General features: G+C 35.4%; 21 protein-coding genes. 20 read left to right on the forward strand and 1 reads right to left on the reverse strand.

Annotation, left to right across the window (positions count from 1 at the left end):
* The first annotated feature begins 111 nt into the window (after positions 1–111).
* From ACQY63_RS09585 to guaA, 4 genes are all read left to right on the forward strand, one after another.
* Positions 112–1,329: a S41 family peptidase gene (locus ACQY63_RS09585; RefSeq protein ID WP_302689876.1), complete on the forward strand. Its 1,218-nt coding sequence runs from the start codon at positions 112–114 to the stop codon at positions 1,327–1,329.
* 562 nt (positions 1,330–1,891) lie between these two features.
* The gene (uvrB, locus tag ACQY63_RS09590) at positions 1,892–3,871 is read left to right on the forward strand and encodes an excinuclease ABC subunit UvrB (protein ID WP_117999917.1); all 1,980 of its coding nucleotides are present in this window, start codon (positions 1,892–1,894) and stop codon (positions 3,869–3,871) included.
* A gap of 25 nt (positions 3,872–3,896) precedes the next feature.
* Entirely contained in the window at positions 3,897–6,737 is a 2,841-nt protein-coding gene (gene uvrA / locus ACQY63_RS09595; RefSeq protein ID WP_022165160.1) for an excinuclease ABC subunit UvrA, read from the forward strand.
* 864 nt (positions 6,738–7,601) lie between these two features.
* Complete coding sequence (gene guaA / locus ACQY63_RS09600) at positions 7,602–9,146, forward strand: glutamine-hydrolyzing GMP synthase (RefSeq protein WP_022165159.1); 1,545 nt, start codon at positions 7,602–7,604, stop codon at positions 9,144–9,146.
* A 156-nt stretch (positions 9,147–9,302) separates the two neighbouring features.
* On the opposite strand, the gene ACQY63_RS09605 is transcribed toward guaA, so the two are convergent.
* Positions 9,303–9,764 carry a helix-turn-helix domain-containing protein gene (locus ACQY63_RS09605; protein WP_021952313.1) on the reverse strand — a complete coding sequence of 154 codons (462 nt, stop codon included), beginning with the start codon at positions 9,762–9,764 and terminating at the stop codon, positions 9,303–9,305.
* 210 nt (positions 9,765–9,974) lie between these two features.
* Between ACQY63_RS09605 and ACQY63_RS09610 the strand changes: the two genes are divergently transcribed.
* From ACQY63_RS09610 to ACQY63_RS09685, 16 genes are all read left to right on the forward strand, one after another.
* Positions 9,975–10,154 carry a helix-turn-helix domain-containing protein gene (locus ACQY63_RS09610; protein ID WP_021952314.1) on the forward strand — a complete coding sequence of 60 codons (180 nt, stop codon included), beginning with the start codon at positions 9,975–9,977 and terminating at the stop codon, positions 10,152–10,154.
* Positions 10,155–10,183: 29 nt separating this feature from the next.
* Complete coding sequence (locus ACQY63_RS09615; protein ID WP_428245108.1) at positions 10,184–11,260, forward strand: tyrosine-type recombinase/integrase; 1,077 nt, start codon at positions 10,184–10,186, stop codon at positions 11,258–11,260.
* Between the two features lie 5 nt (positions 11,261–11,265).
* Complete coding sequence (locus ACQY63_RS09620) at positions 11,266–11,595, forward strand: plasmid mobilization protein (protein ID WP_428245109.1); 330 nt, start codon at positions 11,266–11,268, stop codon at positions 11,593–11,595.
* Positions 11,585–12,706: an AAA family ATPase gene (locus tag ACQY63_RS09625; RefSeq protein ID WP_428245110.1), complete on the forward strand. Its 1,122-nt coding sequence runs from the start codon at positions 11,585–11,587 to the stop codon at positions 12,704–12,706. The genes ACQY63_RS09620 and ACQY63_RS09625 overlap by 11 nt, the downstream gene beginning before the upstream one ends.
* Before the next feature lie 111 nt (positions 12,707–12,817).
* Entirely contained in the window at positions 12,818–13,063 is a 246-nt protein-coding gene (locus tag ACQY63_RS09630; protein ID WP_428245111.1) for a hypothetical protein, read from the forward strand.
* A 434-nt stretch (positions 13,064–13,497) separates the two neighbouring features.
* Positions 13,498–14,730: a plasmid recombination protein gene (locus ACQY63_RS09635; RefSeq protein ID WP_428245112.1), complete on the forward strand. Its 1,233-nt coding sequence runs from the start codon at positions 13,498–13,500 to the stop codon at positions 14,728–14,730.
* 5 nt (positions 14,731–14,735) lie between these two features.
* A complete protein-coding gene (locus tag ACQY63_RS09640) occupies positions 14,736–14,912 on the forward strand; it encodes a hypothetical protein (protein WP_178062412.1) in 177 nt (58 codons plus the stop codon).
* A 20-nt stretch (positions 14,913–14,932) separates the two neighbouring features.
* Positions 14,933–16,612 carry a DNRLRE domain-containing protein gene (locus ACQY63_RS09645; protein ID WP_428245113.1) on the forward strand — a complete coding sequence of 560 codons (1,680 nt, stop codon included), beginning with the start codon at positions 14,933–14,935 and terminating at the stop codon, positions 16,610–16,612.
* A gap of 45 nt (positions 16,613–16,657) precedes the next feature.
* A complete protein-coding gene (locus ACQY63_RS09650) occupies positions 16,658–19,525 on the forward strand; it encodes an RHS repeat-associated core domain-containing protein (RefSeq protein WP_428245114.1) in 2,868 nt (955 codons plus the stop codon).
* A gap of 822 nt (positions 19,526–20,347) precedes the next feature.
* Positions 20,348–20,530 (forward strand): DNA-binding protein, encoded by a 183-nt coding sequence (locus ACQY63_RS09655; protein ID WP_118564855.1) that lies wholly within the window; start codon positions 20,348–20,350, stop codon positions 20,528–20,530.
* 9 nt (positions 20,531–20,539) lie between these two features.
* A complete protein-coding gene (locus ACQY63_RS09660) occupies positions 20,540–21,625 on the forward strand; it encodes a site-specific integrase (protein WP_302627483.1) in 1,086 nt (361 codons plus the stop codon).
* Entirely contained in the window at positions 21,618–22,070 is a 453-nt protein-coding gene (locus ACQY63_RS09665) for a plasmid mobilization protein (RefSeq protein WP_303000277.1), read from the forward strand. Before ACQY63_RS09660 ends, ACQY63_RS09665 begins: the two co-directional genes overlap by 8 nt.
* A complete protein-coding gene (locus tag ACQY63_RS09670; RefSeq protein WP_428245115.1) occupies positions 22,063–22,860 on the forward strand; it encodes a ParA family protein in 798 nt (265 codons plus the stop codon). Before ACQY63_RS09665 ends, ACQY63_RS09670 begins: the two co-directional genes overlap by 8 nt.
* Complete coding sequence (locus tag ACQY63_RS09675) at positions 22,838–23,701, forward strand: ParB/RepB/Spo0J family partition protein (protein WP_428245116.1); 864 nt, start codon at positions 22,838–22,840, stop codon at positions 23,699–23,701. The genes ACQY63_RS09670 and ACQY63_RS09675 overlap by 23 nt, the downstream gene beginning before the upstream one ends.
* Positions 23,702–23,704: 3 nt before the next feature.
* Complete coding sequence (locus ACQY63_RS09680) at positions 23,705–24,802, forward strand: DUF6017 domain-containing protein (RefSeq protein ID WP_428245117.1); 1,098 nt, start codon at positions 23,705–23,707, stop codon at positions 24,800–24,802.
* Positions 24,803–24,806: 4 nt separating this feature from the next.
* On the forward strand, positions 24,807–24,971 hold the full coding sequence (locus tag ACQY63_RS09685) for a hypothetical protein (RefSeq protein WP_428245118.1): 165 nt from the start codon (positions 24,807–24,809) through the stop codon (positions 24,969–24,971).
* Positions 24,972–24,989: the final 18 nt, after the last annotated feature.

Here is a 24,989-nt window from a genome sequence, read left to right on the forward strand (position 1 = left end):
TCTGTTAAAAAGTTCATAAAAGTGATTATGTTATTATGCAAATTTGAACTATAATTTATTTGAACATACTTAAATGAAAAGGTTATAGTGTAAAGCGAGGAAGAGATTGATATGGAAAAAATAAATGTAAAGAAAATTAATAAAAAAATCGAGAAAAAGAAAACTAAAACAAAATTTGTACCTGGCTTTCTTTTAGGTATGTTTGCAATGTTGGTTTTGGGAGTAGCAGTTGGCGTTGGACTGCATTTTTCTCAGGATAGCGTAAAAACAGATGCTACATATGCTGTGGACAAGGCAGAATCAAAGATCAAATCTTTAGAGGCATTAATCAACTTAAAATATTTGAAGAATGTGGATCAGGAAGATTTGGAAAACGGTTTATATAAGGGACTTTTAGAAGGATTGGGAGATCCTTATTCAGTTTATTACACGAAAGAAGAGTACACAAAGTTAATAGAAAGCACTTCCGGTGAATATTGCGGGATTGGAGCTTATGTTTCACAGAACACAGAAACAAAAGTAATAACAATAACAAAAGCTTTTAAGAATGGCCCGGCAGACAAAGCCGGAGTAAAAGATGGTGACGTTATTACAAAGGTTGATGGAAAAGATGTATCTTCAGAAGATGTTGATAAAGTGGTTAGCATGATGAAAGGGGATAAAGGAACAAAAGTTAAGTTAACAGTATATCGTCAATCGGTTAAGAAATATGTGGACGTTACAATTACAAGAGGAGAAGTAAAAGTACCTACTGTAGCACACAAAATGCTTGATAAGAAGAACAAAATCGGTTACATACAGATTTCTGAATTTGATACGGTAACCGCTGATCAGTTTTCATCAGCTTTAAGTTCTTTGAAAAAGCAGGGCATGAAAAAAGTAATTTTTGACTTAAGAAATAATCCAGGTGGTTCTTATGAAGGCGTTTGCAAAATATTAGATGAAATCTTACCGGAAGGAACGATTGTTTATACTAAAGACAAATACGGAAACGAGGAAAAGCAGACTTCTGACGCAAAATGTTTAGATATGCTGATTGTCGTTTTACAAAATAAAAACAGTGCCAGCGCATCTGAAATTTTTGCCGGAGCCATACAGGACTTTGGTGTAGGAACAATTGTAGGAACACAGTCTTTTGGCAAAGGAATCGTACAACAAATTATTCCATTAACAGACGGTTCAGCAGTTAAAATTACAATTGAAGACTACTATACACCAAGTGGCAAAAACATTCATGGAAAAGGAATTACACCAGATGTAAAGATTGAGGCAAACGGAAAAACAGATGTACAGCTAAATAAAGCATTAGAAGTTTTAAAGAAAAAATAGATTATAAAAATAAATTAGAAGCAATGTGACGTTTAAAAACTCAAAGTAATATTTTTTTAAAAACAGAAAATCCATTACGGAAATTGTAGTCTATTAAAAAATATATTAGGAAGGTTTATATTATCAATTTTTATGAGGAAAATAAAACTATGATAATAGGTTTGAATTAGATATGTAGTAATAGGTAAAATATAAAGCAGGATGCTAAAGGATAAATGTAATCCAAAGGCACCTGCTTTTATGCTGAGAGAAACAGAAAATGTAAGTTAGAAAACGCATAGGTGAGCTGGAAATAGTTTGATTTTAAAAATATATGATATATAAAGTAATAATGAGTATAAATAAAAAAGTGTAGAGTAAAAAAGACATATATACAAATAAAAAGAACATAAGTTCGAAAATGCTATATACTTTTTTCAGGCTTTTTGTTATAATTTGTTTATGCAGTTGTCGAAAAGAAATGAGACATTTATATGTTGCTGAAAAGAAAACAAATATTATGTGTCATTGGAATTAGTTAAGTATTTATAGATGGTTAGAAATAGATTTATAGGAGATTTGTATGGATCATTTTGAATTACATTCAGAATATCAGCCAACCGGGGATCAACCTCAGGCTATTAAGCAGTTGGTTGAAGGTTTTAAGAAAGGAAATCAGTTTGAAACATTGCTTGGTGTAACAGGTTCTGGAAAGACTTTTACTATGGCAAATGTTATTGCACAAATGAATAAACCAACGTTAATTATTGCTCATAATAAGACTTTGGCGGCACAGCTTTATGGGGAGTTTAAAGAATTTTTTCCTAATAACGCTGTGGAATACTTTGTTTCTTATTATGATTATTATCAGCCGGAAGCTTATGTGCCAAGTACAGACACATATATTGAGAAGGATTCTGCAATAAATGATGAAATAGATAAATTACGACATTCGGCTACTATGGCGTTAATAGAGCGAAAGGATGTTATTATTATATCTTCGGTTTCGTGTATTTACGGTTTAGGTGATCCAATAGATTACAAAAACATGGTAGTGTCCCTTAGACCGGGAACTATTAGAGATAGAGACGATATTATTCATAAGCTAATAGAGATTCAGTATGACAGAAATGATATGGATTTTAAACGAGGAACTTTTAGGGTAAGAGGGGAGAATCTGGAAGTATTTCCTGCATCATACACAGATAGTGCCATACGAGTTGAATTTTTTGATGATGAAATAGAAAGAATAACAGAGATTGATTCTTTGACAGGCGAAGTGCGTCACGAATTAGAACATGTGGCTATTTTCCCCAATTCACATTATGTAGTTAATCCGGAGAAATTAGAGAGAGCTATTAAGGATATAGAAGCAGAGTTGGCAGAACAGGTGGCTTATTTTAAATCAGAGGATAAGCTGATTGAGGCACAGCGAATAGCAGAGAGAACTAATTTCGATATGGAAATGCTTAGGGAAACAGGGATATGTTCAGGAATCGAGAACTATTCCCGCCATATGGCAGGACTGGCTCCCGGAGCAACACCACATACGTTAATGGAGTATTTTGGTGATGAATTCCTTATAATGATTGATGAAAGCCATATTACAATACCGCAAATTCGTGGAATGTATAATGGGGATCAGGCAAGAAAAAGCACATTGGTGGATTATGGTTTTAGACTGCCATCGGCAAAAGATAACAGACCGCTTAGGTTTGATGAATTTGAGGGGATGATTGACCAGATGCTTTTTGTTTCAGCTACACCTAATACTTATGAAGAGGAACATGAGTTACTTAGAGCTGAACAAATTATCAGACCAACAGGTTTGCTGGATCCTGAAATTAGTGTAAGACCAATTGAAGGTCAGATAGATGACCTTATTACTGAAATCAATAAAGAAGTTGAGAAGAAAAATAAAGTTCTGGTTACTACTTTAACAAAGAGAATGGCAGAAGATTTGACGGATTATATGAGAGATGTAGGAATTAGGGTTAAGTACCTTCACTCTGATATTGATACATTAGAGAGAACAGAAATTATCAGGGATATGCGTTTGGATGTTTTTGATGTTTTAGTAGGTATTAATCTTTTAAGAGAGGGACTTGATATACCGGAAATCAGTCTGGTTGCAATTTTAGATGCAGACAAGGAAGGATTCCTCCGTTCAGAGACATCTTTGATACAGACTATAGGTCGTGCGGCCAGAAACTCAGAAGGTCACGTAATAATGTATGCTGACAATATTACTGAGTCAATGGATAAGGCTATTACTGAAACTAACAGACGTAGAAAACTTCAGCAGGAATATAATAAGGAACATGGAATTACTCCAACTACAATTAAAAAGGCTGTTAGAGAACTTATTAGTATTTCTAAAGAAGTTGACAGAAAAATTAATGATATTGAGAAAGATCCTGAGTCAATGGATTCAAAAGAATTGAAGAAGTTAATTGACAAGGTTGAAAAGAGAATGCAGAAAGCAGCAGCAGAACTTGATTTTGAGACTGCTATTGAAATGCGTGAAAAACTGGCAGAACTTAAGAAAAAATATAGAGAATAATGATAATTAATGGAGAGTGAAAGTAATGTCGGACAAGAAAAAGTACATTAAAATAAAAGGGGCTAATGAGCATAACTTGAAGAATATTGATATTGAAATTCCAAGAGACGAATTTACAGTAGTTACAGGTTTAAGTGGTTCGGGAAAATCGTCTTTGGCATTTGATACAATTTATGCAGAAGGACAGAGAAGGTATATGGAATCTTTGTCATCCTATGCTAGACAATTCTTGGGACAAATGGAGAAACCCCAGGTGGAAAGTATTGAAGGTTTACCACCGGCAATTTCAATAGACCAGAAATCTACAAACAGAAACCCACGTTCAACAGTTGGAACAGTTACAGAAATATATGATTATATGAGATTACTATATGCCAGAGCAGGTGTACCTCACTGTCCAAAATGTGGCAAAGAAATCAAGAAACAGTCAGTAGATGAAATTGTTGACAGAATTTTAGAATTACCGGAACGCACTAAGTTCCAAATACTTGCTCCTATTGTAAGAGGCAAGAAAGGTCGTCACGAGAAGGTTTTTGAAAGTGCAAAGAAAAGTGGTTATGTACGTGTAATTGTTGATGGAAACATGTATCAGCTAACAGAGGAAATAACTCTTGATAAGAATATAAAACATAATATAGAAATTGTTGTAGACAGATTAAGTATAAGAGAAGGAATTGAGAAACGTCTTACAGATTCCATAGAGAATGCGTTGAAGTTAGGTAACGGTTTGATGAATCTGGATGTAATTGGTGGAGAGACAATAACATTTAGTCAGAACTTTGCATGTACTGATTGTGGAATTAGTATAGACGAAATTCAGCCACGAAGCTTCTCATTTAATAATCCTTTTGGTGCATGTCCAGATTGTTACGGTTTAGGATATAAGATGGAATTTGACGTTGACTTAATGATTCCTAATCAAAGTCTTAGCATAAATCAGGGGGCAATTGTAGTTTTAGGCTGGCAAAGTGCTAAGGATAAAAAGAGCTTTACCAATGCTATTTTACAGGCACTATGTAAGAAATATAAGTTTGATTTGGATACTCCGTTTGAAAAATATCCTAAGAAAATTAAAGATATTCTGATTTATGGAACTAATGGTGAAAGTGTGCCTGTACATTATACAGGCCAGCGTGGACAAGGGATATATGATATTGCCTTTGAAGGTTTGATTCGTAACGTAGAAAGACGTTACAGAGAAACAAGTGCCGAATCTACCAAGGCAGAGTATGAGTCATATATGAGAATAACACCTTGTAGCACATGTCATGGTCAGAGACTTAAGAAAGAATCTTTAGCTGTAACAATTGGCGATAAAAATATTATTGATATGACAGAAATGTCAGTTAGAGACTTGAGAAAGTTTTTAGATGAAGTTCAATTAACAACTACACAGATGGCTATAGGTAAAGAAATTCTGAAAGAAATAAAAGGTCGTCTTCAGTTTTTAATTGATGTAGGTTTGGATTATTTAAGCTTATCACGAGCAACAGGTACCTTGTCAGGTGGTGAAGCTCAGCGTATTAGGCTTGCTACCCAAATAGGTTCAGGTCTTGTTGGGGTTGCCTATATAATGGATGAACCTAGTATCGGTTTACATCAGAATGATAATGAAAAGTTATTAAAGACATTGAAGCATCTTAGAGATTTAGGTAATACTTTAGTAGTTGTTGAACATGACGAAGACACTATGCTTGCAGCAGATTACGTGGTAGACATTGGCCCCGGTGCAGGTGAACATGGTGGAGAAGTAGTGGCAAAGGGTACTGCTAAGGAAATAATGAAGAACAAAAACTCTATTACAGGAAAATATCTAAGTGGCAAATTGAGAGTCCCTGTTCCTGAAAAAAGAAGAAAGCCAACAGGTTATCTTAAGGTAAAAGGAGCAAAGGAAAACAATTTAAAGAATATTAATGTAAAAATTCCACTTGGTGTATTTACATGTGTAACAGGTGTTTCAGGCTCAGGAAAGAGTTCTTTAGTTAATGAAATAATTTATAAAAGCCTAGCAAGAGAGTTGAATAGAGCTAGAACAATTCCCGGAAAATTTAAAGAAATCCAAGGAATTGAACAGTTAGATAAAGTTATAAACATTGATCAGTCACCAATAGGAAGAACTCCTAGAAGTAATCCTGCAACCTACACAGGTATGTTTGATATTATTAGAGATTTATTTGCAGCCACAATGGATGCAAAGGAGCGTGGATACAAGAAAGGAAGATTCAGCTTTAATGTAAAAGGTGGACGTTGCGAAGCATGTTCAGGTGATGGAATACTTAAGGTTGAAATGCATTTCCTGCCGGATGTGTATGTGCCTTGCGAAGTATGTGGAGGAAAGCGATATAACAGAGAGACTTTAGAAGTTAAATATAAGGGCAAAAATATTTATGACGTTCTTGAGATGACGGTGGAAGAAGCTATGGAATTCTTTAAGAATGTTCCAAGAATATATAATAAGGTTAAGACGCTTTATGATGTGGGCTTAGGATACATCAGATTAGGTCAGCCAAGTACACAGTTGTCAGGTGGTGAAGCTCAACGAATTAAACTGGCAACTGAGCTAAGTAAAAGAAGTACAGGTAAGACAATCTATGTTTTAGACGAACCTACAACAGGGCTTCATTTTGCCGATGTTCACAAACTTGTGGAAATTCTTCAGAGATTAACTGATGAGGGAAATACAGTTTTAGTTATTGAACACAATTTGGATGTAATAAAGGCTGCAGATTATATTATTGATATGGGACCTGACGGCGGAGACCGAGGTGGTACGGTAGTAGTTGCAGGAACACCGGAACAGGTGGCAGAACATCCTACAAGTTACACAGCCAAGTTTGTAAAACAGAAGTTGGAAGAGGCAAAATAGAAGAAAAATAGTCATTTTTAATAAGAAAACGATTCATAAAAATGTTTAAATAAAAACACTTTTATGCAACACTTACAAACTTAAAAAAGTATAAGAAAAATGCTTTTAATTTGTGTAAAAATATGCTACATTAGAGTTACAAAATAAATAAGCATTAAGCACCTGGAACGACTTATACAGTGCATTTAACAACCACCTTGTTATTAGATGTCAACCTAATAGCAACAGTATCTAAGATAAGAGGTGAAAGAAATTTTACCCAATGATATCTGCTGACATGGCAATCAACGGAAGATTGTTTTAGTAGTAATTATTGGATAAGATGTTACATTGAAACGGAAAGGATAGGAAGTATTCAAAACGAAGAATCAATGGGCAATAACATCTTATGGTTAGAGTAGATAAGGAAGTTAAAGCAGGACAAATGAGAGGAATGATACACATAATATTGTAAATAATTACAATAAGTATAGTAGTAGATTCAAAGAAGATTTGTGAAGGAGAAAAGTACCTGCGGTTGAGAATGTAGTTGTAAAGTTAAGGTGTTGAAATAGTGAAGCATCTGTTATATGAAATGTAGCAGGTGCTTCTTTTAATATGTAATAAAAAAATCTTCCAGAATTTTAATTTAGTCTTAAATAGTTTACTATGAATGAAAACTCGCGCAAAAAATCAGTTGCGAATAGGCATGCACTTGAAGTAAAAAATGTGGTAAGCCGTTCTTTGCTCTGGAAGAGAGAATTATGTGGAAATCTTTGTTGAAGGATTACATATAACTTCCTTGTACATTTAAGAAAAATAGAGTAAAATAACAGAAGTGCAGGTTTTTTATTGTTCCTGCAATACGGATATACAGGAGGAAACATGGATAGAGAGTTAGTTATCGTAATAGATTTCGGCGGACAGTACAACCAGCTTGTTGCCAGACGAGTTCGTGAATGTAATGTTTACTGTGAAATTTATTCATATAAAACAGATATCGAAAAGATAAAAGAAATGAATCCAAAAGGAATTATTTTAACAGGTGGACCAAACAGTTGTTACGAAGAAGGCGCACCAACTTATACTAAAGAGTTATTTGAACTTGGAATTCCTGTACTTGGATTATGTTATGGAGCTCAATTAATGCAGCACATTCTTGGTGGTAAAGTTGAAAAAGCTCCTGTAAGAGAATATGGAAAGACAGAAGTACATGTAGATACAACTTCAAAATTATTTACAGGTATTGAAGAAGATACAGTTTGTTGGATGAGCCATTTTGACTACATTTCACAGGCTGCACCAGGATTCAAAATTACAGGTCACACAAGCGATTGCCCTGTAGCCGTTGCAGAATGTGAAGAAAAGAAGCTTTATGCAATTCAGTTCCATCCGGAAGTGTTACATACAGTTCGCGGAAAAGAAATTTTAAGCAACTATGTATATAAGGTATGTGGTTGTGCCGGTGACTGGAAGATGGACTCATTCGTTGAAAATTCAATAAAAGCAATTCGTGAAAAAGTAGGCGATGGAAAGGTGCTTTGTGCTTTGTCAGGTGGTGTTGATTCATCAGTGGCAGCTGTACTTTTGGCAAAGGCAATTGGAAACCAGCTTACATGCGTATTTGTAGACCACGGTCTTTTAAGAAAGAATGAAGGCGACGAAGTTGAAGCTGTATTTGGCCCTAATGGTGATTATGACTTAAACTTTATTCGTGTAAATGCACAGGATAGATTTTACGAAAAACTTGCAGGAGTTGAAGAACCTGAAGCAAAACGTAAAATAATCGGAGAAGAATTCATCCGCGTATTTGAGGAAGAGGCAAAGAAAATCGGAGCAGTTGACTATTTGGTTCAGGGAACGATTTACCCTGACGTTGTAGAAAGCGGTCTGGGCGGAGAATCAGCAGTAATCAAATCTCACCACAATGTAGGTGGATTGCCTGACTATGTTGATTTCAAGGAAATCATCGAACCACTTCGCGACCTTTTCAAAGATGAAGTTCGTAAGGCAGGACTTGAACTTGGAATACCGGAATATTTAGTATTCCGTCAGCCATTTCCAGGTCCGGGACTTGGAATCAGAATCATCGGTGAAGTAACAGCCGAAAAAGTGAAAATTGTTCAGGATGCAGATGCAATCTATCGTGAAGAAATTGCAAACGCAGGTCTTGATAAAGAAATAAACCAGTATTTCGCAGCATTAACAAATATGCGCTCAGTAGGTGTTATGGGAGACGAGAGAACATACGACTACGCAGTAGCCCTCAGAGCCGTAAAGACAATCGACTTTATGACAGCCGAATCTGCTGAAATACCATACGAAGTATTGAACAAGGTAATGAACAGAATAATAAACGAGGTGAAAGGAGTCAATCGAGTAATGTACGATTTGACAAGTAAGCCACCTGGAACTATAGAGTTTGAATAGACACAAAAATCCCACAATGCCTTTATTTATGGGCGTTGTGAGAGGTAGTGATTATATCGTGGCAACGATATGGCAACACTAAAACAATTTACCCATATGTATAAATGAAAAAACCTTACTGATTTTGAGGAGTCAGTAAGGTTTTTTTATGCTCTTTTATAAATCAATTAGTTTATGATATCCGTGAGTATTAGCCGGATAGTTGTATCTCCAATTATCGTATTCTTCCTTGGAGATTTCTCCGGTATCAAGCTTGGACTTCATCTTTGCCCAGGACTTTGCCTCATGACCTAAAGCGTCGTGGATGGCACCTAAATCAAGGGTAACATGACTTCCTTCCTGTCTGACGGATATACCATAAATATCTTCAAGAGTGAACAGAAGCTGCATAATTCCCACATGAGTATCAATGTCAGGAACATTAATGGCCGCAGGAGAAACTTCCAAAATGGAAGAAAGAGTTTCAATCAAATCATCCTTGGGAACACGTTTCTCTGCTTCATATTGAGCCATGCGGATATCAGCAGTACTTTCCTTAAAACCTAACTGAACTCCCAATTCCTTTTGAGTTAAACCTTTACGCTTGCGAAAAGTTCTAATTCTTTCACCAATTGCCATAACAAACCTCCAATTTAACATAAAAATTCCCAATGCGGGATAACTTAAACAAATTCGCTAATGTCAGTATAACATAGGTAAAAATGTATATCAAGAAAAACTTAAACAAAAAAAGTTAATTTTTCTATTGACTTAAACTAAAAAGTTTAATACAATGCACATTATCTTAAACAAATATGTTTAAGAAATATAATGAAGGAGGAAAAAATCATGGAAAAGAACTTTATGACAGTCGACGATGTTGCAGAAGAACTTTCTGTTTCAAAGTCCAAGGCTTACAAGATTGTAAGACAGCTTAATAAGGAACTGGAAGAAAAAGGCATCATCACGGTAGCAGGACGTGTCTGTACTTCTTATTTCAGAAAAAAAGTAATGTACAGCGGTGATTAGAAAATATTTATAAAAGGAAGGTGATGAACATGAGCGTTTATTCTTACATGGCAAATAATAAGAAAAAATGGAGAGCTGTTTATCGCTATACTGACTTTACCGGAAAAAGAAGACAGACACAGAAAAGAGGCTTCAACACAAAAAGAGAAGCGGAGTTTTGGCTTGAAAATAAGAAGAAAGCCGAAAACGGACAATTGAACATGACATTTGGAAGTTTTTATGAAATCTACGAAAGAGACAAGAAGGCAAGGGTAAAGGAAACCACCTTTGAGACAAAATCATATGTGGTAAGAGACAAAATCCTTCCTTACTTTAAGGACAGAAGAATGGATGAGATTAAACCAAAGGATGTAATGGAGTGGCAGAATGAACTGCTTAATTACAGGAATGAAAAGGGAGAGCCTTATTCATCAGGTTACCTAAGAACAATTCACGCACAGCTTAGCGCAATATTTAATTTTGCAAAAAGATATTATGGGCTATCCACAAATCCTGCGGCAATAGTCGGAACAATGAAAAATGACGTTGAAAAGGAAGTGAAAATCTGGACAAAGGAAGAATACCTGAAGTTTTCGGAAGCAATTATGGACAAGCCATTATCGTTTTATGCATTTGAAGTATTGTACTGGACAGGTGTCAGGGAAGGAGAACTACTGGCACTTACTCCGGCAGACTTTGATTTTGATAATAACACAATGAGAATCAACAAGAATTATCAGAAGGTAAAGGGGCGTGAAATCATTACTTCTCCAAAGACAAAAAAGAGTAACAGGGTGGTGAAGATTCCACAGTTTCTGGCAGATGAGATTAAGGATTACATGAAATGCTTTTATGATCTGAAGCCTGACCAGAGACTTTTCTTTAAGTCAAAAGGGTATCTTGGACATGAAATCACAAGAGGTTCCAAGAAGGCAGGAATTAAGAGAATCAACATACACGCCCTTAGACATTCACACATTTCACTGCTTATGGACAGAGGATTTTCAGCACTTGACATAGCTGAAAGGGTAGGGCATGAAGCAATCAGCATTACTTACAAATATGCCCACATGTATCCAAACAAGCAGGATGAAATGGCAAGAAAACTTGAAGAGGAAAGGAGTTAGGAATAATGGAAAAATCATTGGACAGTCACGGTCGTTGGAGAAAGAAGATAGTAGCCTTCAGGGTTTCTGAGGAAGAGGCAAGAATCATTGATGACAGGGTTGCCCTGTCAGGACTGACAAAGCAGGAATACATTATCCGCAGGCTGTGTGAAAAGGAAATTGTGGTAAATGGAAATCCGAAGGTTTACATTGCCTTAAAAAACAGACTTAATGACGTGTACGAGGAGTTAAAAAGAATTACAGGTGCAGGTGAGGTTGATGATGTTTTGTTAGAGGTAATTGAACTAATCGGTGCTACCATGAACGGAATGAAGGAGGATAAGAATGATGAATAATAAAACAACAGTGACTACCCTTAACGTATCTGTTGGCGCAGATAACGGGCAGTCACCAAGTGTTACCAAACACAGTAACAGTATAACAGATAATAATTGTGTCCGCAATTTGCAATCCACCGGTACCCCGGTGGGTGAAAATCTGGAAACAGTATCAATGGAAGAACTTTATGACACGGTATATCCGATTAAGAAACCTTTGGTTGAGGATCTGATTTACAACGGAGTGTATCTGTTTGTCGGTGCACCAAAGGTTGGAAAGTCGTTCTTAATGGCTGAAATAGGTTTCTGTGTAAGTGTAGGAATTGACCTTTGGGGGCATAAGACCAATCAGGGAACAGTGCTGTATCTGGCATTGGAAGATGATTATGCAAGACTTCAACAGAGACTTTCAAGAATGTTTGGAATTGATGTGGCAGAGCATTTTTACTTCGCCACACGTTCCAAAAATCTCAATGAAGGTCTGGAAGAACAGCTTAAAGAGTTTCTTGTGGCGCATGCTGATACAAGACTTGTAATAATTGACACACTTCAGAAAATCAAGGAAATAAGTGGAGACAAATTCAGTTACGCAAACGATTATGACATCATTACAAAGCTAAAACACTTTGCTGATGAACATAACATTTGCATTCTGGTGGTTCATCACACAAGAAAGATGGATTCATCAGATGCCTTTGAAATGATATCGGGAACAAACGGACTGCTTGGTGCAGCTGACGGAGCTTTCATCATGCAGAAGGAAAAAAGAACTGACCTAAAGGCTACCGTTGACATAACAGGAAGAGACCAACAGGACCAGAAACTTTATCTTAAGTTTGAACCTGAGTTGTGTTTGTGGAAATTTGAAAAGGCTGAAACAGAGCTGTGGAAAGAGCCGGAAGATAAAGTACTTTCTGCTGTTAATACATATCTGATGGAAGCAGGATGTTTTCAGGGAACGGCAAGTGAACTGATGGATAAGATACAGGAGATTAATTTAGTTCCGAATCAGCTGACCAGACAGTTGAACATTAAGGCAGGAAGGCTGTATGAGGATTATGGCATCAGATATGACAATAAGCGTTGTCACGATGGCAGAATCATAACATTGGAATATGAAAAAGAGTAAAGCGTGACGATGGTGTCGATGGTGACGATGTTTTATGGCACGTAAATCATCGTCACAACCGTCACGCATCGTCACGGAACAAGATTGATTACAAAACAGTGAGGTTTAAAAATGAGCAAAAACAGAATGATAAGCAATGAATTAATGATGGCTTTGATTAAGTATCATGTATTAGACATGAAAAATAATGAAGAAATTAATAATCTTATAATTTCTGAATTGGAAGAAAAACTAAGCAAGATGTCAAGGCACGAGGATTACACAAAAAGTAAAATGGCACCCACAAAAGAAGAGAGGGAAGAGTACAGACAGAAATATCTTGACACCGTTGGAATGCACCGGGACTTTAGATGGTAGTAACAGCTTGCAACATAAATAGGTTTCTTGTTGATAATATCAATACCTGCAAGTGACACTTGCAGGTTAAAGAATAATCAGGGAGAACCAAAAAGGATTGGTTACAGTTAAAAGTTAGTGACATCATGTCACTAAGAACCGCGGGACCCGGAGTCCCGAGGTTAAACATAATATAGCTGCCATTACAATTACAGCAACCACTAAATGCCATTTGACAGGTTATGAGTAAAGCATTGATAGCAGCTATATAAGCCCTCGGCAGAGCCCCCGCAGTTGTGTCTATGACAGAACTGCTAGGGGGTTATCAATTATGGCAGAGCCAAATTGATAAGAACCACCCGTTTTCAACAGCCTCGGGCAGACTACTAAAGACTAACAACGTGCAGGTGTCACCGCACGTATCAAAACAATAAAAGAAAAAAAGGAGTGAGATTATGGCAGGATTATCATATTCAGCACACCTGAGTCAGAAGAACAGTGCCATTAACAGCAAGGCGAAACTCTCAGGTGTTGCAAAGCACAATTTACGAAAGTACCGCTCCTTGGAATACGATAAGGAGAACATTGTAATTTTATGGGGTACGGATAAATTAGTGCAGGATGTAAAAAAAGTATATAAGGAACAGTTTGACGAAGCAGTCAGGGAATACAACAAAAAGCAGACAAGGGATGACAGAAAGATTGATGATTATTTTGAAAAGACAGCAAAGTCAAACAAGGACATGGCAGTGGAACTTATTTTTCAGATAGGAGACAAGGAGTTCTGGGATAAGAACCCTGACAAGAGAAGAAAGATGGATGTTGCATTTAAGGAAATGCTTAATATGTTACAGAAGGAAGCACCAAATCTTGTTGTGGCAAATGCAGTAATACATTATGATGAGGCAAGTCCACACATGCACGTGGTGGCAGTTCCCGTAGCTGACGGATTTAAAAAGGGAATGTCAAGGCAAGTGTCAAAGAGAAAAGTATGCACAAAGGAATTTCTTGAAAAAGTACTGCAGGGCAGAATAAGAGAATATGCAGAGGACAGGTCATTCACATGGATTGGAGAGTTCCTGAAAGGAAAAGAAAAAGGCAGAAATAATGATTTACAAGTTGCAGAATATAAAACTCTGGCAGAAACAAAAAAAGCAAATCAGTTAGCGAAGGAAAATGCTGAATCTGAACAGGAACTTAAGGAAACGATGATTAAGCAGATAGTGGCTGAAAAAGAATTAGCAGACATGTATGAGGAATTAAAAATAGTTGAAAATGTGGCTGACTTAGGAAAAAATGTGAAAAAACTTGAAACCATGGTTAGAAAAGGACCGGATAATCCAAAGGGAATCATGTCTGCCAAGAATTATCGGGAAAAGGTTGTCGTTCCATTTATAGATAAAATGTATGAAGCATTTAAAAATGTAGTTAATTTTGCAAAGGGATGTTTTGCAAAACTTAAGGAACTGACAGAAAAATATAATGAACAGCTTGAAGTAAATGAAATGCTAAGGGAACAAAATAGCAGGCTAAGAGAAAGCATTGATGAGCAGGAAAAAGAGATTGACGGACTGCATGATGACAGGAAAAAACTTGGATATTTTAAGAAATTCCTGAAGAGGGAGGATTACAATAAGGTAATTGAAATGGGCAAAGACAACGAAAAAACAAGACACAGACAGAGATAAAACAAGTGAAATACAGTGGAGTAAATACAAACAATAGTAAAATCAAAATAAAAATGTTACAAAAGATTTTTGTTAGTGTGCATATTGGAAAAACATGTTATGATGGAAGAGAAGGATGGGTAAGGATAATTAATGCAGGAAGATTATTCTTATTGTACGGAAATTTACTGCTAATTATTTAGGAAGGAGTAACAGAGGTAGTATGAGAATAAGAAACATAAGCAAAAAAATGGTGTCGCTTGCATTAACAATAGCGATAATTGGAACAGGTTCGGGAATTAATGCGTTAGCCAATTCCGTTAATGATGGCAAGAATTCACAAAAATCAGATGATAACAAGGTAACAGTAGTCAAGGAACTGACAGATGAGCGGACAGAAAATTCAAACACGTATCTGTTGTCTGACGGATCTAAGAAAACAGAAATATTCTTATCAAACATCAGATATGAAAAAGACGGACAATTGAAAGATTATGAAAATGAAATTGTTGACATTGGAAAAAAAGGAAAAAAGTCTATAAGTACCTATGGTTCGGGTGACAAATCTTCATACAAATATGTAAACAAATCCAGTGATAACAAGGCATATTTTTCAGATGACATTGAAGACGGCATAATGTTAAGCCATGGGAAGTACATTTTAAAGATGACACCTGTTATCGAAGAAGAAATTGATGACATAAACAAAGATGATAAAAATACATCTCAATCAAATGAAAATAATGAGTTTGAATGCATAAAAAATGAGGAATCAAACGAATTAAAATATATATCGGAATCAAAAAACATGGAATATCAATATTCCGTAAACAACTGTGGCGTGAAAGAGAATATTGTACTAAATGAAAAGCCTGAAACAAATATATTTGAATATAAAATTGAAACAAAGAATCTCTATTTGAAAAAACAGGAAAATGATAAAGGTCTGTTGGTGTATGACAAAAATACCAATAAAATCATAGGAACAATAGAAGCCCCATTCTTAGTTGATGCAGACGGAAAAGAAGATTACAAAAGTGTAGAATACAAATTAGAAAAAGATGGTGAAAATGAAGCATTAAAAGTAATTGTAAGTAATGATTATTTTGAAAACGAAGCTACAAAGTATCCGGTTACAATCGATCCTACAATGGTATGGATGTTTGACTACCTAACTACTGCATCAGTTTGGTCTGTTGATTTTCAGCAAAATGGAAACCTGCATAACCATTATCTGACTGCCATGAACAACATGATATCAAGTTATCCATACAATTCAGAGGAACATGTATATTTGGATACTTCAAATCTGTTAACAGGAAGTGCGTTGGTGGGCAGTGGACTGAACATAAGGGGAAAATACATTGAATCTGCATCATTAAATCTGTATGAAAGCAGTTACCGTGCACCGTATCAGGTGGGAACACTGGAGCTTCGTACGGCAAAGGACTCATGGAATCCTGATACAATCACGTGGAACAATAAACCGGGGGCTTCTGAAGAAGTACTTCTTGAAGAAAAGTTTACGGGAGTTGAGGGCACAAGACATTGCCTTGACATAACAAAATGGGTGCAGGATATAGCCGATGAACAGATAGAAAACAACGGACTGGTGTTTACGGCAAAAAAAGGCGGAGCAGCATTGTTTTATGGTCCGGAAGCACATTACATACAGGACGAAAATGGAACGAACAGTGAATCAAGACACATGTCAATCTATTTAACATACAGAGATTTTGAACCATATGATGCTTCCATAAACATAAATGCTGAATATGATAAACAGAGTAACAGCATTATTACTTCCATAGAAGATGATAATAAACTTAAGGAAGGGGTAGCGGTAACAGGATACAAGATATTTACAAGAAAAGACAATGCATTAAAATTTAGCGCAAAGTAAAAGGGAACAGACATTTCAGAAGATGCTGAAATAAATGCATCCAACGTGGATGAATGCATAGACATTAGAGCAGCGGTATTATATTCAGACGGTACTGTAAAGGTTTCAAACATTGTAACGTTGGAAAAGACAGAAAATGGAGATTCAGATGACGGGGGAAATTCCTTTGAAATAACTTCAAAGGATACAGACGGAGACGGTCTTGAGGACGGATATGAAATATGGGACTTTAAGACCATGTGGAACACTGAAACAGCAGACAGCACGGAGGACAATCCAAAGTATGAGCAGGATACGGATGGAGACGGACTGCCTGACGGATATGAGGTATTTACATTAGGAACAGACCCGGCAGTGGCAAATGAGGAAAATGCTGACAGCGACGGAGACGGCTGGACTGACCTGAATGAATATCAGAAGGGAACAGATCCGTGGCTGTATGATTCAGACTTTGACGGATTAAGAGACAAGGATGATGTTGGAGACAACAATCCAAGAAAAACGGATAACCCACGCTTAAAGGGAACGGACAGGTCAGTTGCATCAGCAGCAAAGATTCACAAGGGGCTTTATGACAGGGAATATTCTGAGAATGAAAATGGCGTAACGGTTAAATACATTGCAAACATTTACAGGGGAGACATAAAGAGCATTTACAGTGATTATGGTGATGTAAAAATAAATAAAAGGCTGAAATATTTCTATGATGCAAAGGGAAACAATACGGCAATAGTTGAACAATATGACGACAATGACACGCAGACCATCTGCATAACATATACATATGATGAAAATGGAAATGTGGAATTTATCTGTGATCAGCAGACAAAATACACAATGGAATATAATTCCGACAACAAAATCACAAACCTTCAGGTGGGTGACAGGACACTTGTATCATACGAGTACAGTCACACACAGAAAGATTCCGGCAATGAATCAGGAGAAAGTACAGGGACTTCCGTTGAAAATACTGATGAACAGATAACTTATTACGGTACGGGAGATGACAGACAGAAGGTAAGGACCGTAACCACGGAATATAAAGTTGATTCAGAAGATGATAGCGCGGTTGCGGAAAAGACGGAAGTTTTCTATAATGATGAAAAGACACCTTCATATGTAACGACAGTAAACAGCTCAGGACAGATGCTTAATCTTACCGATAACACGGAAAGTGCACAGCTGGCGTACAATTATGAATATAATGAAAATACAACAAGAGTGACAAGAAGTGACGGATTCATAAAGGAAGTTGTACAGAATGAAGATGAAGAAAATAAGAAAAGCACACTGACCACAAAATATGAATATAAGGCACTTGATGACAAAAAGGAAACATTGATTTCAAAAATTGAAACCGACAGTTCAGACAGTGACAAAAAAAGGAACAGGACAACCTTATACAATGGTGACGTATTAAGCGAGACAATGTCAGATGACGGAAAGTCATGTGCAACAAATTTATATTCAGATAAATATAAAAAGAACATATTAAAGTACAATTCAGTGGAAGACGATTCCACACACAGAACATTTGACATAGAAAAGTATGGCGAAAACAAAAACATCGATTACACATATGACAGGGCAGGAAACATTACCAAAATAAAAACTGACGGTAAGCTTACAAATGCATATGAATATGATGCACACGGAAGACTTACATGGGAATATGACTATGATGTTTCAAGGGCATATGAGTATGGATACACCACAACGGGAAACGTTGAGGCAAAGCACACATATGTGATAAATGCCAACGGTAGCTTGGTTGAACAGGATGATGAACTAAGAAAATATTCATACAGAAACAGTGACTGGCCTGATCAGCTGACAAAGTACTGTGGAAAGGAAATCACATATGACAGCAGTGGCAATCCGAAGGAATACTATAACGGAATGTCATTTAACTGGTACAGGGGAAGACAGTTGCAGGAAGCAACTCTTGCCAATGGAAAAAGGGTAACATATAAATACAATGAGGACGGACTTAGAACTTATAAGGATACAGAAAAAACAACAACCGCATATGAATGGGATGAGACAAAGCTTATAAGGGAAACCGTTACATACAAAAAGACCGGAAAGAAGTATGACATCTGGTACATGTATGATTCAGATAATAATGTTGTCGGCTTTGAATACAGCCAGTTAAGTGAGATAAACGAAACATTAAAAACTACAAGAATCTATTATGAAAAGAACCTGCAGGGAGATGTGACAGGTCTGCTTGATGCCAGAGGAGCAAAAATAGCTTCATATATTTATGATGCATGGGGAAATGTCATCACAAATGATGGAAAGAGTTTCTGTTATGAAGGATATGAGGTTCCCTTTGAGTTAAATCATGTATTGTACAGAGGATACTACTATGACGGAAGCTGCACTGATACTGAAAGCGATACAAATCTTTATTATCTGCAGAGCAGATATTACGATGCAGAGGTGGGAAGATTTATAAATGCAGATGATGTGAGTATATTTGATGTAAGACTAAATGCTATTTTCCAAGATAATCTCTATTGTTATTGTAATAGTAATCCAGTAAATTTCGCAGATAATGGTGGATTTGCGATAACAGGAACTTTTAAAGGAAAGACTGCATGTATTCACGAAATAGCTAATTTGATTGTAACTGTTGCAGGAGTTAGCTATGCATATATTAGCCTTGGTTCTTCATTAATAAAATTTGCAGTTGCAGGACATATATTTACATTAGGATTATCAACAGGTGTAACAGTTGCATTGATTATTGGTGGGTTTATTTTAGGAAGCTCTGGGATTATGTATGCAACATATATGGCATCACAGATTATAAACGCAATAGCATATTATAAAAGGTATAATAAATTCAAAGTTAAAAAAGTATATAAATATTTTCATAATACATATAAAGTAGAGAGGGCATAATGATAGTAGGAATCTTATTATTAGTAGTAGCAATTATTAACATAATGGAGGCATTTAGAAAACAAAAGAATAAGTTAATCTTTCGAACATGCAATTACTTAGTGTTTCCTGTTGTTTATTTGATTTGTTGTTTATTTAATATATTTGGAGATATTAACCTTTATTTGTATGGTATGATAATTGTGATAATAGAAAAGTTGTTGTATTTGTTTATTATAAAAAAATAAAATATTGTATTGAGAATGTCATTATTAAGAATAATAGTTCATTAACTTGAAACGTATTTTTTATAGGTATTAAAATAACTTGATGAAATAAGAGATAGCCTATGCTATAATACTTTCGTGGCAACACTATGGCAACACGAGATCAGAAGGATAATACAAATAATATAATATAGGTAAATCAACAGATAAAAACACACAAAACCTAAACCAATATGTTTAAGCCGAGCTCGGTACAAGCCGAGTTTGAATAAGCGAACAAATGTTCGAACACCCCATAAATAAAGGGAAAGCACAGAATATAAGTCTCTTATGAGAACATTTTGAGAACAAAATTAAGAATAAGAAGAGTTATTTTGACTAATAAGTTGAAATAGCTCTTCTTTTTTTGCTTGAGAAGCCGATAAATAAAGGGAATTGGAACTTTAAGCCTGATAAAAAAACAAATTTGTTTAATGTTGGTTGCAAGAGAAAGAAGAAGTTTATTAAAGGAAAAGGTATAGTGCCACTAACTCCTATTTGGAAAGTAAAAGGACTAAAGTAGAACTACGGTCAAACAAGAACAATTTAATCAAAAGAGAGAAAGGAGATTACAAATATGACAGACAAGATGTTTATGGAAGTTCAGGATGTAACAGAGATGTTAAATATTTCAGAAGGAAAGGCATATGAAATCATAAGAATGCTTAATGCTGAACTAAAAGAAAAAGGATATATCGTAGTTCGAGGAAAAGTAAATACAAAGTACTTTTTTAAGAAACTTATTTACAACGAGGAGTAGGAGGAAAAAATGTCAGTTTACAAAGATGAAAAAAGAAACAGTTGGTATGTAAAGTTTCGTTATGTTGATTATTACGGAGTAAAGAAACAGACAACTAAACGTGGATTTGCAACAAAGCGAGAAGCAAGTGAATGGGAAAATGCTGAAAAGCTTAAAAGAAATTTTAATCTGGATATGACATTTTCAAAATTTTATGAAATCTATGAGGCTGATGTAAGGCATAGGGTTAAGGAGACAACCTGGGAAAACAAGGAAACAATGGTAAAAACAAAAATCATACCATTCTTTGGAGAAAGAAAAATGATAGAAATATCTGCAAAGGATGTAAGACATTGGCAGAAAGAAATGATTGAGTATAGGGATGAAAAAGGAAAGTCATATTCCCAGTCATATCTTGCAACATTACACGCACAGTTAAGCGCGATATTTAACCATGCTGTAAAATTTTATGATTTGAAGAACAATCCTGCAAAGATTGCCGGCAGTATGGGAAGTAAAAGAGGAGGCAACATAATGTTTTGGACCCAGGAACAATATAAAGCATTTATTGAATGTGTGATGGATAAGCCATTATCATTTTATGGATTTGAAATGCTTTATTGGTGTGGATTAAGAATTGGAGAATTATTAGCACTAACTCCGGAAGATTTTGACTTTGAAAAGAAGACGGTTTCCATTACTAAAAATTATCAGGTGGTAAGAGGTGAAAAGCTAATATTAACTCCTAAAACTGCAAAAAGTGTAAGAACAATATATATGCCGGAGTTTTTAAATGAAGAAATGGAAGACCTGATTAATAGTCTGTATGAGCCTGACGGAAAAGAAAGAATATTTCCGTTATCAAAAAGATATTTTCAACATGAAATGGAAAGAGGCAGTGAAATGTCAGGAGTGCCGAAAATCAGATTGCATGATTTAAGACACAGTCATGTTTCACTTCTCATAAATATGGGATTTTCAGCATTGGAGATTGCAGAACGAATGGGGCATGAAAGTGTAAGAATTACATATCACTATGCGCATTTGTTTCCATCAAAGCAGTTGGAGATGATTAATAAACTAGATGAAATTAAAGGAGAACTAGGAGATGTCTGATAGAAAATTGGATAGCAAAGGAAGATGGCGCAGCAGAGTAGTTGCATTTAGAGTTTCTGATGAAGAAGCAGAGTTATTAAACAGACTTGTAGACATATCAGGACTTACAAAGCAGGATTATTTAATAAAGAAAACAACAGACCATAAAGTAGTTGTAAAGGGTTCCATTCGTGTGTTTGGAGCCCTTAAGGCGCAACTTACATATGTATATGAAGAATTAAAAAGGCTGGATAAAGTTACGCCTAAAAATGATGAATTAATGGAATTGATTAAAGTAATTTCAATGATTCTTTTAAAGATAGAGGAAAACGAGAACCTAAAAGAGCAGCAGCGAGTGGAGAACTTTGAAAAGAAAATGGCAGAACAAAAAAGACTTAAAAACAGCAGTATGGGAAACAGAAAGTTAAAAAGTTTTAAAGACGAAGGAGAGAGAACAAATGTGTAAAATAATAGCAATAGCAAATCAAAAGGGCGGAGTAGGAAAGACTACAACAACATTAAATTTGGGAGTGGGTTTAGCAAGAGAAGGGAAGAAGGTCCTTTTAATAGATGCGGATCCTCAGGGAAGTTTGACAATTAGTGTAGGTATAAATGAACCGGACCAGTTAGATTATACGCTTGCAAATGTGCTTATGGACATAGTAAACGAAGAAAAATTGCCAGCCAATAGAGGAATAGTTAAGCACGAAGAAGGGATAGATATATTGCCATCAAATATTGAATTATCAGGAATAGAAGTTTCTTTGGTGAATGTTATGAGTAGAGAATTGCTAATGAGAGAGTTTATAAGAGAAGTAGAAGATGATTATGATTATATTTTAGTTGACTGTATGCCTAGTCTTGGAATTATTACCATTAATGCCCTTGCCTGTGCAGATACAGTATTGATACCAGTGCAGGTTTCATATCTACCGGTAAAAGGTTTACAACAGTTGATAAAGACAATCGCAAGAGTAAAAAGACAGATTAATCCCAAACTAGAGATTGAAGGAATTTTGCTTACAATGATGGACTATAGAACCAATTATGCAAAGGACATTTCAACAGCAATCTATGAAACATATGCAACGAATATTCCAATATTTAAGAGCATAGTGCCAATGTCTGTTAGAGCAGCAGAAACGCCAATTAAAGGTACAAGTATATTTAAACATAATCCGAAAGGAAAAGTAGCACAAAGTTATGTGAAAGTTACAGAGGAGGTTTTAGAACATGGCAACAAGAGAGAAAATTAAGTTAACAAGTTACAATGAATTACTTGGTGTAAACAATGATATGATTAGTGAAATAGATATAAACAAATTGCATCAATTTAAAGATCACCCATTCAGTGTGGTTGATAACGAAAAAATGTTTGAGCTGGCTAAATCAATAGAGAACAATGGAATATTATCACCTTTATTGGTAAGACCTTTGGGCAATGGTGAATATGAAATAATTTCAGGGCACAGAAGAAAGAGAGCCTGTGAAATTACAGGAAAGGAAAAAGTTTCAGCAATTATAAAAGATATAAGTCATGAAGAGGCTATACCACTTATGGTTGATGCAAACTTTCAAAGAGAAGATACATTACCAAGTGAAAAAGCAAAAGCTTATAAAATGAAAATGGAAGCCTTAGCACATCAGGGAAAAAGTTCAGATGAAATGTCATCGGCAAAACAGATAGGACAGTTGGCAGGAATTTCAGACAGACAGGTTCAAAGATACATAAGACTTACGGAACTAATACCAGAGTTAAGCAAATTGGTGGATGATAAACAAATAACATTTGTACTAGGTGTAGAGATTTCATTTTTAAAAACGGAATATCAACAATTAATTTATGAAAACATTTGTAAAGGTAAAAAGGTAAGTAAAGACAATGTACGGATGATTAGAGAAAATCAGGAAAATTTGTCATTAGAAGAGGTAAGTCAAATACTCTTTGCTGACAAGGTAAAGGTACAAAAAAAGATATGCAATGTGACGCTTAAAGAAAATAAGTTGTCTGAATTTTTTGATTCGACTTACACGAAAAAAGAAATGGAGAAAGTAATCTATTCACTGCTAAAGGAATGGAAGAAAGGAAAGGATTAGTGTATGGCATTTGAATATTATTATGGAAAACAAGCCGACCAATATAGTTTCATAAAAGTACCTAAATTGTTAGTACATGATAAGGCGTTCATTGGATTATCAGTGGACGCTAAGATGCTATATGGTTTGCTTTTAGACAGAATGAGTTTATCTATGAAAAATGGATGGCTGGATGAAGAAAATAGGGTTTATATTATTTATCAAATAAAAGATATTATGAGCGATATGAATATGGCAAGAGCAACAGCTGTGAAATATCTGCAGGAGCTGGTAGATTTTGGATTGGTTGAAAAAAAGAAAAGAGGTTTGGGGCTTCCAAACATATTATATGTTAAAAGTTTTCTTGTGGAAAAAGAAAGCACAGAACAAGAAAAAACTTTTGGTGGAAGGTATACAAATACACCAGAAACGCCGAAGAATACACAGAAGTTCAACAATTATACTTCAAGAAGTTCAAAAATTGAAACTCAGGAAGTTCAGAAATTGAACTACAAGGAGTTCAATAATTATACTTCCGGCAGTTCAGAAAATGAAATTCAAGAGGTTCAAGAATTAGACCCTAATAATACTAATATAAATAATACTAAAAATATTAATACTAATATCTTATCTTATCCGCTAACAGAAGTCGAAGAGCCAGATATGACAGGTGCAGATAATTGGACGCATAAAAAAGGGCTTAGTACAACTATGCCTAAAGCAGATAGGATGGGATGCGATAAGAAAAAATCTGAATATGAACTTTATATGGAGCTAATCAAAGATAATATTGAATACGATGCATTGAAAGAACGTTATCCACTTGATGCAGAACTTATCGATGGAATAGTTGAAATGATGACAGAAGTTACAGTTAGCACGAATGATTATATTGTCATAGCGAGCAATTCGTTTCCGAAGGAAGTTGTAAAATCAAGATTTCTTAAACTTAATTTTTCACATTTAGAGTATGTCATGAGTTGCTTTAAATCAAATACAACCAAAGTAAAAAATATCAAAAAATATTTGCTGGCATCATTGTTTAATGCACTATCAACAATGAATGGGTATTATACAGCAGAGGTAAATCATGATATGCCACAGTATGCACCTAGGAGGTAAGGTTATGGAGAGAGCAAAAAGTTTAGTGGAATGCATAATAGCAATTATAATGTTTATATGCAGAGTGATAATTGCAGTATTGGGAAGTTTGTTAAAGATATTTTTAGTATTGACTATAGCAGCATTTAAAATTGTGTTTTCTTTAATAAGAGTTGTAGAGTATAATTAAAGACAGTTATTTATAGCT

Source organism: Eubacterium sp. Marseille-QA0814 (assembly GCF_965119675.1).
Taxonomy (GTDB): Bacteria; Bacillota; Clostridia; order Lachnospirales; family Lachnospiraceae; genus Eubacterium_G.